This window comes from Leifsonia sp. NCR5 (genome assembly GCF_002105485.1).
In the GTDB taxonomy this organism is placed as follows: Bacteria; Actinomycetota; Actinomycetes; order Actinomycetales; family Microbacteriaceae; genus Leifsonia.
The window spans coordinates 1-13265 of record NZ_NCSR01000018.1 but is presented as its reverse complement, the minus strand read 5'-3'; the positions used below and the strand labels follow the sequence as shown (position 1 = coordinate 13265).

The 13265-nt window shown below is 69.6% G+C and carries 13 protein-coding genes; 11 read left to right on the top strand and 2 right to left on the bottom strand.

Annotation, left to right across the window (positions count from 1 at the left end; translation table 11 throughout):
- Window positions 1-882 (top strand): diaminopimelate epimerase, encoded by an 882-nt coding sequence (dapF, locus tag B7438_RS14685; RefSeq protein ID WP_085370487.1) that lies wholly within the window; start codon window positions 1-3, stop codon window positions 880-882.
- Between the two features lie 31 nt (window positions 883-913).
- On the opposite strand, the gene B7438_RS14680 is transcribed toward dapF, so the two are convergent.
- Window positions 914-1528: a class I SAM-dependent methyltransferase gene (locus B7438_RS14680; RefSeq protein WP_179150836.1), complete on the bottom strand. Its 615-nt coding sequence runs from the start codon at window positions 1526-1528 to the stop codon at window positions 914-916.
- Window positions 1529-1585: 57 nt separating this feature from the next.
- Here B7438_RS14680 and hflX point away from each other — a divergent pair, with 57 nt between their 5' ends.
- The 4 genes from hflX to B7438_RS14660 all read left to right on the top strand — a co-directional run bounded on the left by hflX (window position 1586) and on the right by B7438_RS14660 (window position 7240).
- A complete protein-coding gene (gene hflX / locus B7438_RS14675; protein WP_085370397.1) occupies window positions 1586-3121 on the top strand; it encodes a GTPase HflX in 1536 nt (511 codons plus the stop codon).
- 306 nt (window positions 3122-3427) lie between these two features.
- Window positions 3428-4441 carry a methylenetetrahydrofolate reductase gene (locus B7438_RS14670; protein WP_085370395.1) on the top strand — a complete coding sequence of 338 codons (1014 nt, stop codon included), beginning with the start codon at window positions 3428-3430 and terminating at the stop codon, window positions 4439-4441.
- Window positions 4438-6795 (top strand): 5-methyltetrahydropteroyltriglutamate--homocysteine S-methyltransferase, encoded by a 2358-nt coding sequence (gene metE / locus B7438_RS14665; RefSeq protein ID WP_085370393.1) that lies wholly within the window; start codon window positions 4438-4440, stop codon window positions 6793-6795. Before B7438_RS14670 ends, metE begins: the two co-directional genes overlap by 4 nt.
- A gap of 94 nt (window positions 6796-6889) precedes the next feature.
- Window positions 6890-7240, top strand: a complete 351-nt coding sequence (locus B7438_RS14660; RefSeq protein ID WP_085370392.1) for a metallopeptidase family protein — start codon at window positions 6890-6892, stop codon at window positions 7238-7240.
- Between the two features lie 115 nt (window positions 7241-7355).
- Here the strand turns inward: B7438_RS14660 and lexA are convergent, their stop codons facing one another.
- Window positions 7356-8075: a transcriptional repressor LexA gene (gene lexA, locus B7438_RS14655; protein WP_085370390.1), complete on the bottom strand. Its 720-nt coding sequence runs from the start codon at window positions 8073-8075 to the stop codon at window positions 7356-7358.
- 235 nt (window positions 8076-8310) lie between these two features.
- Between lexA and B7438_RS14650 the strand changes: the two genes are divergently transcribed.
- The 6 genes from B7438_RS14650 (at window position 8311) to B7438_RS14625 (ending at window position 13240) form a co-directional block, all read left to right on the top strand.
- The gene (locus B7438_RS14650) at window positions 8311-8679 is read left to right on the top strand and encodes a LysM peptidoglycan-binding domain-containing protein (RefSeq protein ID WP_085370388.1); all 369 of its coding nucleotides are present in this window, start codon (window positions 8311-8313) and stop codon (window positions 8677-8679) included.
- Between the two features lie 570 nt (window positions 8680-9249).
- A complete protein-coding gene (locus B7438_RS14645) occupies window positions 9250-10353 on the top strand; it encodes a histidinol-phosphate transaminase (protein WP_085370386.1) in 1104 nt (367 codons plus the stop codon).
- Window positions 10350-10952 carry an imidazoleglycerol-phosphate dehydratase HisB gene (gene hisB / locus B7438_RS14640; RefSeq protein WP_085370384.1) on the top strand — a complete coding sequence of 201 codons (603 nt, stop codon included), beginning with the start codon at window positions 10350-10352 and terminating at the stop codon, window positions 10950-10952. The genes B7438_RS14645 and hisB overlap by 4 nt, the downstream gene beginning before the upstream one ends.
- Window positions 10949-11581 carry an imidazole glycerol phosphate synthase subunit HisH gene (gene hisH, locus B7438_RS14635; protein ID WP_085370383.1) on the top strand — a complete coding sequence of 211 codons (633 nt, stop codon included), beginning with the start codon at window positions 10949-10951 and terminating at the stop codon, window positions 11579-11581. The genes hisB and hisH overlap by 4 nt, the downstream gene beginning before the upstream one ends.
- Window positions 11582-11637: 56 nt before the next feature.
- Window positions 11638-12384, top strand: coding sequence for a bifunctional 1-(5-phosphoribosyl)-5-((5-phosphoribosylamino)methylideneamino)imidazole-4-carboxamide isomerase/phosphoribosylanthranilate isomerase PriA (priA, locus tag B7438_RS14630; protein WP_085370381.1), 747 nt, complete (start codon window positions 11638-11640; stop codon window positions 12382-12384).
- Window positions 12368-13240: an SseB family protein gene (locus tag B7438_RS14625; RefSeq protein ID WP_085370379.1), complete on the top strand. Its 873-nt coding sequence runs from the start codon at window positions 12368-12370 to the stop codon at window positions 13238-13240. The genes priA and B7438_RS14625 overlap by 17 nt, the downstream gene beginning before the upstream one ends.
- The last annotated feature ends 25 nt before the right edge of the window (window positions 13241-13265 follow it).

Below are 13265 nucleotides of genomic sequence, written 5' to 3'. Positions count from 1 at the left end.
ATGGCGACAACCCTCCACTTCACCAAAGGTCAAGGCACGGGAAACGACTTCGTGCTGTTCTCCGACCCGGACGGCCAGGTGGACCTCACCCCCACGCAGATCGCCGAGATCTGCGACAGGCACTTCGGGATCGGCGCGGACGGGATCATCCGCGCCGTGCGGTCGAAGCACCTGCCGGAGGGCGCGGAAGCGCTGGCGGAGGACGACGGCGCCGAGTGGTTCATGGACTACTACAACGCCGACGGGTCGCCCGCGGAGATGTGCGGCAACGGCATCCGGGTGTACGTGCGCTATCTGATCGCCTCCGGGCTGGTCGAACTCGCCGACGGGGACACGCTCGCGATCGGCACCCGCTCCGGCGTGCGCGATGTGCAGCGCAACCTCACCGGGTTCCAGGTGGATCTCGGCCGCTGGGCCCTCGACGGCGGAGAGCCGCTGGTGCGGGCGAAAGAACTTCCGGTGGCGCGGCCGGGGCTCGGGATCGACATGGGCAACCCGCACGTCGTGGTCGCCGTGGCCGACGAGTCCGAGCTGGAAGCCGCCGACCTCAGCTACATCCCGCACATCGAGCCGGAGCCCGTGGACGGCGCGAACGTGGAGTTCGTCGTGCCGCACGAGCCGCTCGTGGTCGACGGCGTCGGACGCATCCGGATGCGTGTGCACGAGCGGGGGAGCGGAGAGACGCTGTCCTGCGGCACGGGCGCGGCTGCTGCGGCGCTGGCCGTGCGCTACTGGGCAGGCCAGGGTGCGCCCAACCAGTGGCGCGTGGATGTTCCGGGCGGCACGGTGGGCGTGCGCATGTTCGCGACGGAGGACGGCGAGCACGTCGCGCTCTCCGGTCCGGCCGAACTCGTCTACACCGGCACGCTCGACCTCGCCTGACCCGCACTCGCGCCGGAGGCGGCGCGGGGCGTCAGTCGGCGGAACGGCGGGAGCGGAGGACGCGGTAGCCCTTGGAGGTGGCCGCGCGGGTGGTGGTCAGGTCGGGGAAGGTGGCCTGCATCCAGCGATGCAGCGAGTCGGAGCCGAGGTTGCGCTGCACGACGAGCCACGCATCCGAGCCGGGCTCGAGGCGCGGGAGCCAGCGCTCCAGGAGGTTGTGCAGCTCGTTCTTGCCCACCCGGATGGGCGGATTCGACCAGATCGTCGTAAAAAATACATCATCGGGAACATCATCCGGCGTGGATGTGTTTACATTGGTGAGTCCGAGCTTTTGCGCGTTCCTGCGCACCACGTCCAACGCTCGGGTATTGACATCGACGGCCCAGACGGTCGCGTGAGGGGATTCGAGAGCAAGTGTGAGAGCCACAGGCCCCCAGCCGCATCCGAGGTCTAACAGCTGACCGCCGGGCGGCGCGGAGGGGACATGGTCGAGGAGCACTCGCGTACCCGTGTCAACGCGCTCGGGGCTGAAGATTCCGTTCGCCGTCGTCAACTCGTAGGTCTGTCCAGCGAGACGGACCGTGATCGGGCGGAGCTTCAGTTCACTCTCGGGCGCCGGGGAAAAGTAGTGATCTCCGCTGGCCATAAGAGGACCGTACAGGACGCTAAGAAACTAGGGTTAACCCAGATGCAGGATTTTCAGATGAATGAACATGTGAGCACGGATCAGGTCACGGACGACACGCGCGACGACGACGTCGTCGCCCGCGTCCTCGCCAGCGCCGAGAGCCGTGCAGGAATGACGTTGTTCGGCGGCGGCGCCCAGGCGCTGCAGACCGAGCACACCGACGATGCAGGGCACGACGGCGACCAGTTCGACCGCGAGGAGCGGGCAGCGCTGCGCCGCGTCGCCGGGCTGTCCACCGAGCTCGAAGACGTCACGGAGGTCGAATACCGGCAGCTGCGGCTCGAGAACGTCGTCCTCATCGGCGTGTACTCGCAGGGCACGCTGCAGGATGCGGAGAACTCGATCAGGGAGATGGCCGCCCTGGCGGAGACGGCGGGCGCCGTGGTGCTCGACGGTCTGCTGCAGCGGAGGCCGCATCCCGACCCCAGCACCTACCTCGGCAAGGGCAAGGCGCAGGAACTCGCCGGGATCGTCGCTGCGCTCGGCGCAGACACGGTCATCGCGGACACCGAGCTGGCCCCGAGCCAGCGGCGCGCGCTCGAAGACGTGGTGAAGGTGAAGGTGATCGACCGCACGGCTGTGATCCTCGACATCTTCAGCCAGCACGCCAAGAGCCGGGAGGGCAAGGCGCAGGTCGAGCTCGCACAGCTCGAATACCTGCTGCCGCGTCTGCGCGGCTGGGGTGAGTCGATGTCCCGCCAGGCCGGTGGCCAGGTGGGTGGTGCAGGCGCCGGAATGGGGTCGCGTGGTCCTGGTGAGACGAAGATCGAGCTGGACCGTCGCCGCATCCACACCAGGATGGCGAAGCTGCGCAAGCAGATCGCCGGGTTCAAGCCGGCGCGCGAGGCGAAGCGGGCGAACCGCAACCGCAACTCGGTGCCGTCGGTGGCCATCGCCGGATACACCAACGCGGGCAAGTCGAGCCTGCTCAACCGCATCACCAAGGCGGGCGTGCTCGTCGAGAACGCGCTGTTCGCGACGCTGGATGCGACCGTGCGCAAGTCGGTGACCGCCGACGGCCGCCTGTACACGCTGGCCGACACCGTCGGCTTCGTGCGCAACCTGCCGCACCAGCTGGTCGAGGCGTTCCGCTCCACGCTGGAAGAGGTGGCGGAGTCCGACGTGATCGTCCACGTGGTGGACGGTTCGCATCCAGACCCCGCCAGTCAGTTGGCGACGGTGCGGGACGTGATCGGCGAGGTGGGAGCGCGCGAGCTGCCGGAGATCGTGGTCTTCAACAAGTCCGACCTGGTCTCGCCGGACGACAGGCTGGTGCTGCGCGGACTCGAGCCTGGGGCGATCTTCGCTTCGGCACGCACGGGTGAGGGGATCGACGAGATCCTCGCCGCCATCGCGCGCCTGCTGCCCGACCGCTCCGTCGAGGTCGACCTGGTCGTCCCGTACGACCGCGGCGACCTCATCTCGGCGCTGCACGAGCGCGGGCGCGTCATCTCCACGGACTACGTGGAAGACGGCACCAGGGTCAAGGCCAAGGTGATGCCCGAATACCTGTCGGTGTTCGAGGCGTTCGCCGTGGAGCAGACCGTCTGACGTCGAGACGTCACGAAGCCGGGACGTCACGAAGCCGGGACAGGGTCATCCTGTCCCGGCTTCTGTGTTTCCGGAGCCCTCGATCGTCACACGATGACACAGAACGGCGACACCGGGTCCAAAGGGTTGTAGATTGCCTTTCAACCGCAGCGGGCACCCGCTCGGTGGTGCGACAGCCGAGCCCGGCACCCGCCCGCGAACCACCTCACCGACCGGCTTGCGCCGGGCGGCGGGGTCCCACCTTGACCGAGGCGGGCGCGGCCCCGGGCGGGGTTCAGCGTCACACCACCGACACCAGAGGACGCCATGAGCTGTACGGACGCGCGGTTCTCCTTCGAGCTGTACCCGCCGCGGAATGCGCGCGCCGCCGAGGCGCTGCCCGCGACGATCCAGAAGCTCGCGGCCGCGCATCCAGACTTCATCTCCGTCACATACGGCGCGAACGGGTCGTCCCGGTCGTCGTCGCTCGACGTGCTGCGCTACATCCTCGACCACACCCACGTGAGCCCGATGGCGCACCTCACCTGCGTCGGCTCGTCGCACGCGGAGGCGGCCCAGCTCATCCGGGAGTTCCTGGATGCGGGCATCCGGCGGTTCCTCGCGGTGCGCGGCGACCCGCCCGCCGACCTGGCGCCGGGGGAGACCGGCCTCGGCGACCTGCACAGCTCCGCCGAACTGGTGCAGCTCATCCACCGGGTGCAGGCGGAGCGGGTGCCGTACGGCGAACTGCCCGTGCCCGGCCTGCCAGCGAGCACCGTGCTGTCGCACCGCGAGCACGTGCAGATCGCGGTCGCGGCTTTCCCGAACGGCCACCCGACGTCGCACGGCGTCAGCCAGGACATCGACACCCTCCTCGCCAAGCAGGCGGCGGGCGCGAACCTCGGCATCACCCAGCTGTTCTTCCACCCGGAGGACTACCTCGGCTTCGCGCAGAAGGCCCGGGATGCCGGAGTGCTGTTCCCGATCCTGCCCGGCATCATGCCCGTCACCAGCCCGGCCAGGCTCACGCGGATGCTCGAACTGAGCGGGGAGGACCTGCCGAGCGAGCTCGCCATCCAGCTGGAGGTCGAGCCGACGGAGGAGGGGCAGCGGGAGATCGGGATCGCCTGGGCGACCGACTTCGCGCAGAAGCTGCTCGACGGGGGCGCTCCGGGCATCCACCTGTACACGTTCAACCAGCACGAGGCGGTGCTGTCGGTGCTGGAGCGGGTGGGGCTGCTCGGGGCCGCCGCGCCCGTGCAGCAGACCACGACGACCACCACCAGACCTACCGACGCCAGCACCACCGACGCCAGCACCACCGAAAGGGAACCAGCATGACCGACACCACTCCCCGCATCCCGTTCCCCACGGGGACGATCATCGGCTACCCGCGCATCGGGCGCCGCCGCGAGCTCAAGAAGGCCGTCGAGAGCTTCTGGGCGGGAACGATCACCGCCGACGAACTCGAAGCCACGGCCGCAGACCTCCGCGCCGCCACCAGGGACCGGCTCGCCGCGCTCGGCCTCGGCCGCGACGACGCATCCATTCCGGAGAGCTTCAGCTACTACGACCAGGTGCTCGACGCCGCGGTCACCGTCGGCGCCATCCCGTCCCGGTTCGCCGCGCTCGCGCACGCCGACGGGTCCGTCGACCTCGCCGGATACTTCACGATCGCCCGCGGAGAGGGCGAGAACGCGCCGCTGGAGATGACCAAGTGGTTCGACTCCAACTACCACTACCTCGTGCCGGAGATCGGGCAGGAGGCCGAGTTCCGGCTCGCGTCCGACCGCATCGTGCGCGAGTTCGAGGAGGCGAAGGCCGCGGGCTTCGTCACGCGTCCGGCGATCGTCGGGCCGGTGACCTTCCTGCTGCTCAGCAAGGCGAGCGACGAGGCGCCCGAGGGCTTCCGTCCGCTGTCGCGCCTCGGCGACCTGCTGCCGGTCTACGCCGAGCTGCTGTCGCGCCTCGCCGCTGCCGGTGCACCGTGGGTGCAGCTCGACGAGCCCGCGCTTGTGAGCGAGTCCATCGACGAGCCGCGGGATGCGGTGCTCGCCGCCCTGGCGACCGCGTACGACACGCTCGGCGCGGTGCCGGGCCGTCCCGCCCTGTTCGTCGCAGCGCCGTACGGCAGCCTCGACGACGCGCTCCCGGTGCTCGCCGCCTCCCCGGTCGAGGCGATCTCGCTCGACCTGGTGCGCGGGGCCGTGCCGCGCGGGCTCGACGCGGCGACCGCATCCGGGCTGTCGGGCAAGACCGTCGTCGGCGGGGTGGTCGACGGGCACAACATCTGGCGCGGAGACCTGGAAGCCGCGTTCGGCACCCTCACCGAACTGCTTTCGCTGAGCCCGGACGTCGCCGTCTCGACCTCCACCTCGCTGCAGCACGTTCCGCACGACGTGGACGACGAGCCGGAGCTGTCCGACCAGCTGAAGAGCTGGCTCGCCTTCGCCGACCAGAAGGTCGCGCAGGTCGCCACGCTGGCGCGCGGGCTGGTGGACGGCCACGAGGCCATTCAGGAGGAGCTGAGCGCCGCCTCCGCCGCCCTGGCGGACCGCGCGTCGGCGCCGGGCGTGCGCGTGGCGGCCGTTCGCGAGCGCGAGGAGGCGCTGACGGAGGCCGACTTCGCCCGCGGAGAGTACGCCGACCGGCTGGCCGCCCAGGATGCAGCCCTCGGGTTGCCGTTCCTGCCGACGACCACCATCGGGTCGTTCCCGCAGACCGGCGACATCCGCCGCTCGCGTGCGCAGTTCGCCAAGGGACTCATCACCGAGGCCGAATACCTGGGCAGGATGCGCGACGAGATCAAGCGCGTCGTCGACCTGCAGGAGGAGATCGGCATCGACGTCATCGTGCACGGCGAGCCCGAGCGCAACGACATGGTGCAGTACTTCGCCGAGAACCTGGACGGGTTCGCGGTGACGCAGAACGGCTGGGTGCAGTCGTACGGCTCGCGCTGTACGCGCCCCTCCATCCTCTGGGGTGACGTGTCTCGGCCGAAGCCGATCACCGTGGAGTGGTCGACGTATACGCAGAGCCTCACGCCCAAGCCGGTCAAGGGCATGCTGACCGGGCCGGTGACGATCCTCGCCTGGTCGTTCGTGCGCGACGACCAGCCGCTCGGCGAGACGGCGCGGCAGGTGGCGCTGGCGCTCCGCGACGAGATCGCCGACCTGGAGGCCGCGGGCATCCGGGTGGTGCAGGTGGACGAGCCTGCCCTGCGCGAACTGCTGCCGCTGAAGAAGTCCGACCACGCCTCCTACCTGGACTGGTCGGTCGGATCGTTCCGGCTCGCGACCTCCGGCGTGCGCGACGAGACGCAGATCCACACGCACCTCTGCTACTCGGAGTTCGGCGTGGTCATCGACGCGATCCGCAACCTGGATGCGGACGTCACCAGCATCGAGGCGGCCCGGTCGCGCATGGAGGTCGTGCACGACATCCAGAGCTCCGGGTTCGAGCACGGCATCGGCCCGGGGGTGTACGACATCCACTCGCCGCGCGTGCCGTCGGTGGCCGAGGTGACCGAGCTGCTGGAGACGGCGCTCGGGGCGATCCCCGGGCGGCAGCTGTGGGTGAACCCGGACTGCGGGCTGAAGACGCGCGGCTACGACGAGACCGTTGCGTCGCTGCGCAACATCATTGAGGCGACGCGTGCCGTGCGCGCCTCCGCCTCGGCGCCGACTCCCGTGTAGCACGTTCGCTTCTGAGCCCGGGGTTTTCGCCGCAGTCTGTTCGTCTGCGGCGAAAAACCCCGGGCTCTGTCGCGTGCGGGGCGAGGATGGGGGAATGGTGGAGATTGACGCCGACGCGTTCGAGGCACTGGTGGGAGAGGTCTTCGATGCGCTCCCGGCCGACATGGTCGAGCCGCTGGAGAACGTCGCGATCCTGATCGAAGACCAGCCCCCTGGCGCGCGGCCGCGGCTCTACGGGCTGTACAGCGGGCATCCACTGACCAGGCGCGGCGTGTACGGTTTCGGCGAGCTGCCCGACCGGATCACCCTGTACCGCAACAATCTCGCCGCGAGCGTGTCGACGATGGATGCGCTGCGCGCCCGGGTGCGGATCACCCTCGTCCACGAGATCGGCCACTACTTCGGCCTCGACGACGCCCGCCTCCAGGAACTCGGCTGGGCCTGACCCCGCGCCCCGCTCGTCCCGCCTCGCCTCGCAAAAACAATCGAGTCCGAAGTTATTCACGCGCCACGCCGGTGGCGAGGGTGAACAACTTCGGACTCGATTGTTTGGGGGTGGGTCAGACGGCGCGGAGGACGGCGACGACTTTGCCGAGGACTTCGGCGTAGTCGCCCAGGATGGGTTCGAAGTTGGAGTTGCGGGGCAGCAGCCAGGTGTGGCCGTCGCGCTGGCGGAAGACCTTGACCGTTGCCTCGTCGTCGAGCATGGCCGCGACGATGTCGCCGTTCTCCGCCGTCTTCTGGGTGCGGACGACCACCCAGTCGCCGTCGCAGATGGCCGCGTCGATCATCGACTCCCCGACGACCTTCAGCATGAAGAGCTCGCCGTTGCCGACCAGCTGGCGGGGGAGAGGGAAGACCTCTTCCACCTGCTGCTCGGCGGTGATCGGGACACCGGCGGCGATGCGGCCGACCAGAGGCACCATCGCGGCGTCGCCCACGGGCGTCTGGTTCTCGTAGTCGACGGACTCGGACGAGGTGGACGGCAGGTCGATCAGGATCTCGAGCGCGCGCGGCCGGTTGGGGTCGCGGCGCAGGTATCCGCTCAACTCGAGCTGGTTGAGCTGGTGCGTGACGCTCGACAGGGAGGAGAGGCCGACGGCGTCTCCGATCTCGCGCATGCTCGGCGGATAGCCGCGCTGGCTCACCGAGCGCTGGATGACGTCGAGGATGGCCAGCTGCTTGTCGCTCAGGTTCTTACGTCTGCGCGTGCCTCCGCGCTCGCGTGCTCCCTGGTTGTCGTTCGCCACGGTCGTCCCTTTCGTGACCCGTCTGCGCATCCGGCCGGCCCGAATGTCGGTGGTGCCTGGTTGAGTGAAGTCCAGACAATCGAAACTGTATCCACGATGCAGGGCTAAAACAAACATGTGTTCGAGCGTGTCTCGAAATCGCCCGGATGTTTTCGCCACTGAATCACAGTTGTGGTTTCGAACATTCGAAGATATATTCGGAACACAGCTTCGCATCCGGCCTGCCGGCCAAGCACCGGGTGCGGAATCTTAGGAGGTCAACAGCATGAGCACAGCAACGGTCACGATGTCGTCGTCGCAGTTCCAGACGCCCGCCGGCGCTCGCACGCGCCTGCGTCTCACGCGCCGTGGGCGCGCGGTCCTCACCACGCTCGCCTCCGTCCCGCTCATCGTCGGGGCCCTGGTCTTCGCCCTCAACGGCGGGGGAGCCCTCGCCTCCGGCGACCAGGCCCACGTGCGCTTCCAGTACGTCACGGTCGAGTCGGGCCAGTCCCTGTGGAGCATCGCCGAGAAGGTCGCGCCGAGTGCCGACCCCCGCGACGTGATCGCCAGCATCGTCTCCCTGAACCAGCTCGACACCGCGGTCGTCTCGCCCGGGCAGCAGCTCGCGATCCCGTCCCAGTACGCGAAGTAGGGCCGTACGCGAAGCAGTCCGTACGCGACGTGGGCCCCCTTTCGAGAAGTAGTCCGTGCGCGAAGTGGGCCCCCTTTCGAGAAGTAGTCCGTGCGCGAAGCAGAGAAGGGGCCTTCGCGAAGTTGCGGGGGAGGCGTGAGCGAAGTTACGGCGGGGGCGTCCGCTCCCGGGTGCCCGCGGGGGKGGGGATCTACGCGGCTGTGGGGATCGAGCTGGAAGGCTGCGATGGGTGCCACGCCGGGCGTCGCTCGCACGGAACGTGTGGCAACGTGGGCCGCGTTCTCCGCTTGAGCGGAGGCGCTGGCGGCGTGTCTCAGCAGGGTTCCGTTTGACCGGAGAAAGTGGGGGGTCGAATGGGCGGAATGGGCCGTAGGGCAGCGCGTGCGACGGGAATCCGCTCATACGGAACTTTTGGCGGTCGTGCGTGTATTCTCCGTCTGGGCGGAGGGGCTGGCGGCGTGTCGGCGGGGGACTCCGTTTGAGCGGATAGATGCGCGCGGTGGGTTGCGGAGCTGCCCGGGCCCGCGCAGCCCGGCGTCACACGGCTCGCGGCGTGACTAGCATTGATGGGTGACCTCTCTTTCCGATCTGCCGATTCGTGATGACCTGCGGGGGAAGACCCCGTACGGAGCGCCCCAGAAGGTCGTTCCCGTGGCGTTGAACGTGAACGAGAACACGCATCCGGTGCCGGCAGACGTCGCCGCCGACATCGTCGCCCGCATCTCCGCCGCGATCGGGAGCGTCAACCGCTACCCCGACCGGGAGTTCACCGAGCTGCGCGAGAGCTTCGCGCGGTACCTCGGGCACGGGCTCACCGCCGAGAACATCTGGGCGGCGAACGGGTCCAACGAGGTGCTGCAGCACATCCTGCAGGCGTTCGGCGGACCGGGCCGCACCCTGCTCGGGTTCTCCCCGACGTACTCCATGTACCCGCTCCTCGCATCCGGAACAGGCACCGGCTGGATCGCCGCCGCCCGCGACGACGAGTTCGAGCTCTCCGCCGAGACCGCGGCCGAGCAGATCCGGCGGGAAGACCCGGACATCGTGATCCTGTGCTCGCCGAACAACCCGACCGGCACGCCGCTGTCTCTCGCGACGATCGAGGCCGCATACGACGCCGCGCGCGGCATCGTGATCGTGGACGAGGCGTACGCCGAGTTCATGCCCGACGGCGAACAGACGGCGCTGAGCCTGCTGCCGGGGCGTCCGCGGCTGCTGATCTCGCGCACCATGAGCAAGGCGTTCGCGTTCGCCGGCGCGCGCGTCGGGTACCTCGCCGCCGATCCTGCCGTGGTGGATGCACTCCGCCTCGTCCGCCTGCCGTACCACCTCTCCGCCCTGACCCAGGCCGCCGCCGTCGCGGCGCTCGCCCACTCCGCCGAGATGCTGGCGATGGTCGGCGAGATCCGCACCCAGCGCGACCGGCTCGTCACCGAGCTCGCGCGGCTCGGCTACCAGCCGCACCGCAGCGGCAGCAACTTCGTGCTGTTCGGCGGCGTCGCCGACCCGCACGCGACGTTCGAAGCGCTGCTCGAACGCGGGGTGCTCATTCGGGATGTCGGCATCCCGAACCAACTGCGCGTTACAGCAGGCACCGAGGAGGAGACCACCGCTTTCCTCGACGCTCTCGCGGCGCTCGGGCGTCCGGGCGCCCCGGTAAACTCGCTGTCATGACGAATCGCATCGCCACCCTGCAGCGGGAGACCAGCGAGTCCAGCATCGAGCTGAGCATCGACCTCGACGGCACGGGCGCTACGGACATCGAGACGTCCGTGCCGTTCTACGACCACCTGCTGACGGCGTTCGCGAAGCACTCGCTCACCGACCTCCGGGTCCGCGCGAGTGGCGACACCGACATCGACGTGCACCACACCGTCGAAGACATCGGCATCGTCCTCGGTCAGGCCATCAAGCAGGCGCTCGGCGACAAGCGCGGCATCTCCCGGTACGGCGACGCCCTCGTCCCGCTCGACGAGGCGCTGGTGCAGGCGGTCGTCGACATCTCCGGACGTCCGTACCTCGTGCACACCGGCGAGCCCGCCGGGTTCGAGTTCCACCTCATCGGCGGTCACTTCACCGGGTCGATGGTGCGCCACGTCTTCGAGGCCATCTCGTTCAACGCCGCCATCACCACGCACATCACCGTCGTCGGAGGGCGCGACCCGCACCACATCGCGGAGGCCGAGTTCAAGGCGTTCGCCCGCGCGTTCCGCCAGGCCAAGGCGCTCGACCCGCTGATCACCGGCATCCCCTCCACCAAGGGGGCGCTGTGACGAAACCCGATGTCGTCGTCTTCGACTACGGGACGGGCAACGTCCACTCGGCCGTCAAGGCGCTCGAAGAGGCCGGTGCGAACGTCGAGCTGACGGGCAACCGCAAGCGCGCCCAGGAGGCGGACGGGCTGCTCGTTCCCGGTGTCGGTGCGTTCGCCGCCGTCATCGACGCGCTGCGCGCATCCCACGGCGACGAGGTCGTCGACCGGCGCCTCGCCGGCGGACGGCCGGTCCTCGGCATCTGCGTCGGCATGCAGGTGCTGTTCGAGCACGGCGTCGAGCACGGTCTCGAAACCGAGGGGCTCGGCGAATGGCCGGGCACGGTCGACCTGCTGAAGGCCGACGTGGTGCCGCACATGGGCTGGAACACGGTCGACGCTCCGGAGAACTCCGCGCTGTTCGACGGGCTGCACGACGAACGGTTCTACTTCGTCCACTCTTACGCCGCGCAGGACTGGACTCTGGATGTGGTCCCGCCGTTCCCGAAGCCGCGTGTCACCTGGGCCACGCACGGCCAGCCGTTCATCGCGGCCGTCGAGAACGGGCCGCTGAGTGCGACCCAGTTCCACCCGGAGAAGTCCGGACGCGCGGGCATCCAGCTGCTGCGCAACTGGATCGGCACCCTCTAAGCCGACAGGCAACACCCCGAGCCCGCGCGGACGCGCGGACCCAACCGAGGAAGATCATGAGCGAATTCAACAACACCCCCCGGCTCGTCCTGCTGCCGGCGGTCGACGTGGCCGACGGCAAAGCGGTGCGCCTGACCCAGGGCGAGGCAGGCTCGGAGACGAGCTACGGCGACCCGGTCGACGCGGCAGCGGAGTGGGCGGAGCAGGGCGCGGAGTGGATCCACCTGGTCGATCTGGATGCGGCGTTCGGCCGGGGCGACAACCACGCCATCCTGAAGAAGGTCATCAAGCAGGTCCGCGGCGTGAACGTGGAACTCTCCGGCGGCATCCGCGACGACGCCTCCCTGGAGTCGGCGCTCGAGATCGGCGCGAAGCGCATCAACCTCGGCACGGCGGCGCTCGAGAACCCCGAGTGGGCGGCGAACGTGATCGGCCAGTACGGCGAGGCCATCGCGGTCGGCCTCGACGTGCGCGGCACCACCCTCGCGGCCCGCGGCTGGACCCGCGACGGCGGCGACCTGTGGCAGGTCCTCGACCGCCTCGAAGACGCGGGATGCGCCCGCTACGTCGTCACCGACGTCACCAAGGACGGCACCCTCCGCGGCCCCAACCTCGACCTGCTGCGCGAGGTGATGGACCGCACGGCACGCCCGGTGGTGGCGTCCGGCGGCATCTCCAACCTCGACGACATCGCCGCCCTGCGCGAACTGGTTCCGCGCGGCCTCGAAGGCGCGATCGTCGGCAAGGCCCTCTACGCCGGCGCGTTCACGCTGCCCGAGGCGCTGGATGTCGCAGGGAACTGAGCCGGGCGACGGGTCGGGCGACGACCACGCATCCACGGGCCCGAGCGCGAAGGGCGCCGCGCGGCTGAGCGGCTTCGCGGCGCAGCTGGCGGCCGACGCCGGTCGTCTGGCGGACTCGGCGGGCCAGCCGTGGGAGGGCCGGGAGTTCGACGACAACGCGTTCGGCGACGACGACGGCAGCGCGCCTCCCGCATTGCTCGGTGCGCTGGCGGCGTTCCGCGCCGGCGAAGTGGGTGCGGAAGCCGTCGTGGACGCCGTGCGCGCGTCGCGGTTGCTGATCCCGCTGATGGCGCGGCTCGGCGAGAGCGACACCACCGACGACGGCCTGCTGATCGACAAGACCCAGGAACTCGCCATCGTGACCGTCGCCGGTCCGGACGGACGCACCGTGCTGCCCGTGTTCTCCTCGGTGACCGCGATGCAGACCTGGAACAGGGATGCGCGTCCTGTGCCGGCAGACGGGATGCGCGTCGCGCTCGCCGCCGCCGCGGAGGACACCGAGCTGGTCGTGCTCGACCCGACCTCGGAGACCGAGTTCGTGCTGCGGCGCCCAGCGCTGTGGGCGATCGCGCAGAGCCGCCCCTGGCTGCCGAGCGACCGCGACCCGGAGGTGTTCACGGCGTTCACCGCATCCATCGGGTCGGAGCTCGGCGTGCACGACATCGAGCTGATCGCCGGCGACCCCGGCGCCCGGCTGGCTGGGGAAGAACTGGTCGTGCGCCTCACGCTCTCCGCCGGGCTGACCAGGGAGGAACTGGATGCGGTCCTCGGCCGACTCGCTCAGCGCTGGGCCGCCGACGACGTGATCGCGACCCGCGTGGACTCGCTGCGCGTGCAGCTGCGCGCCGCCGACTGACGCGAGCCGCCCCCACCCACCCCGC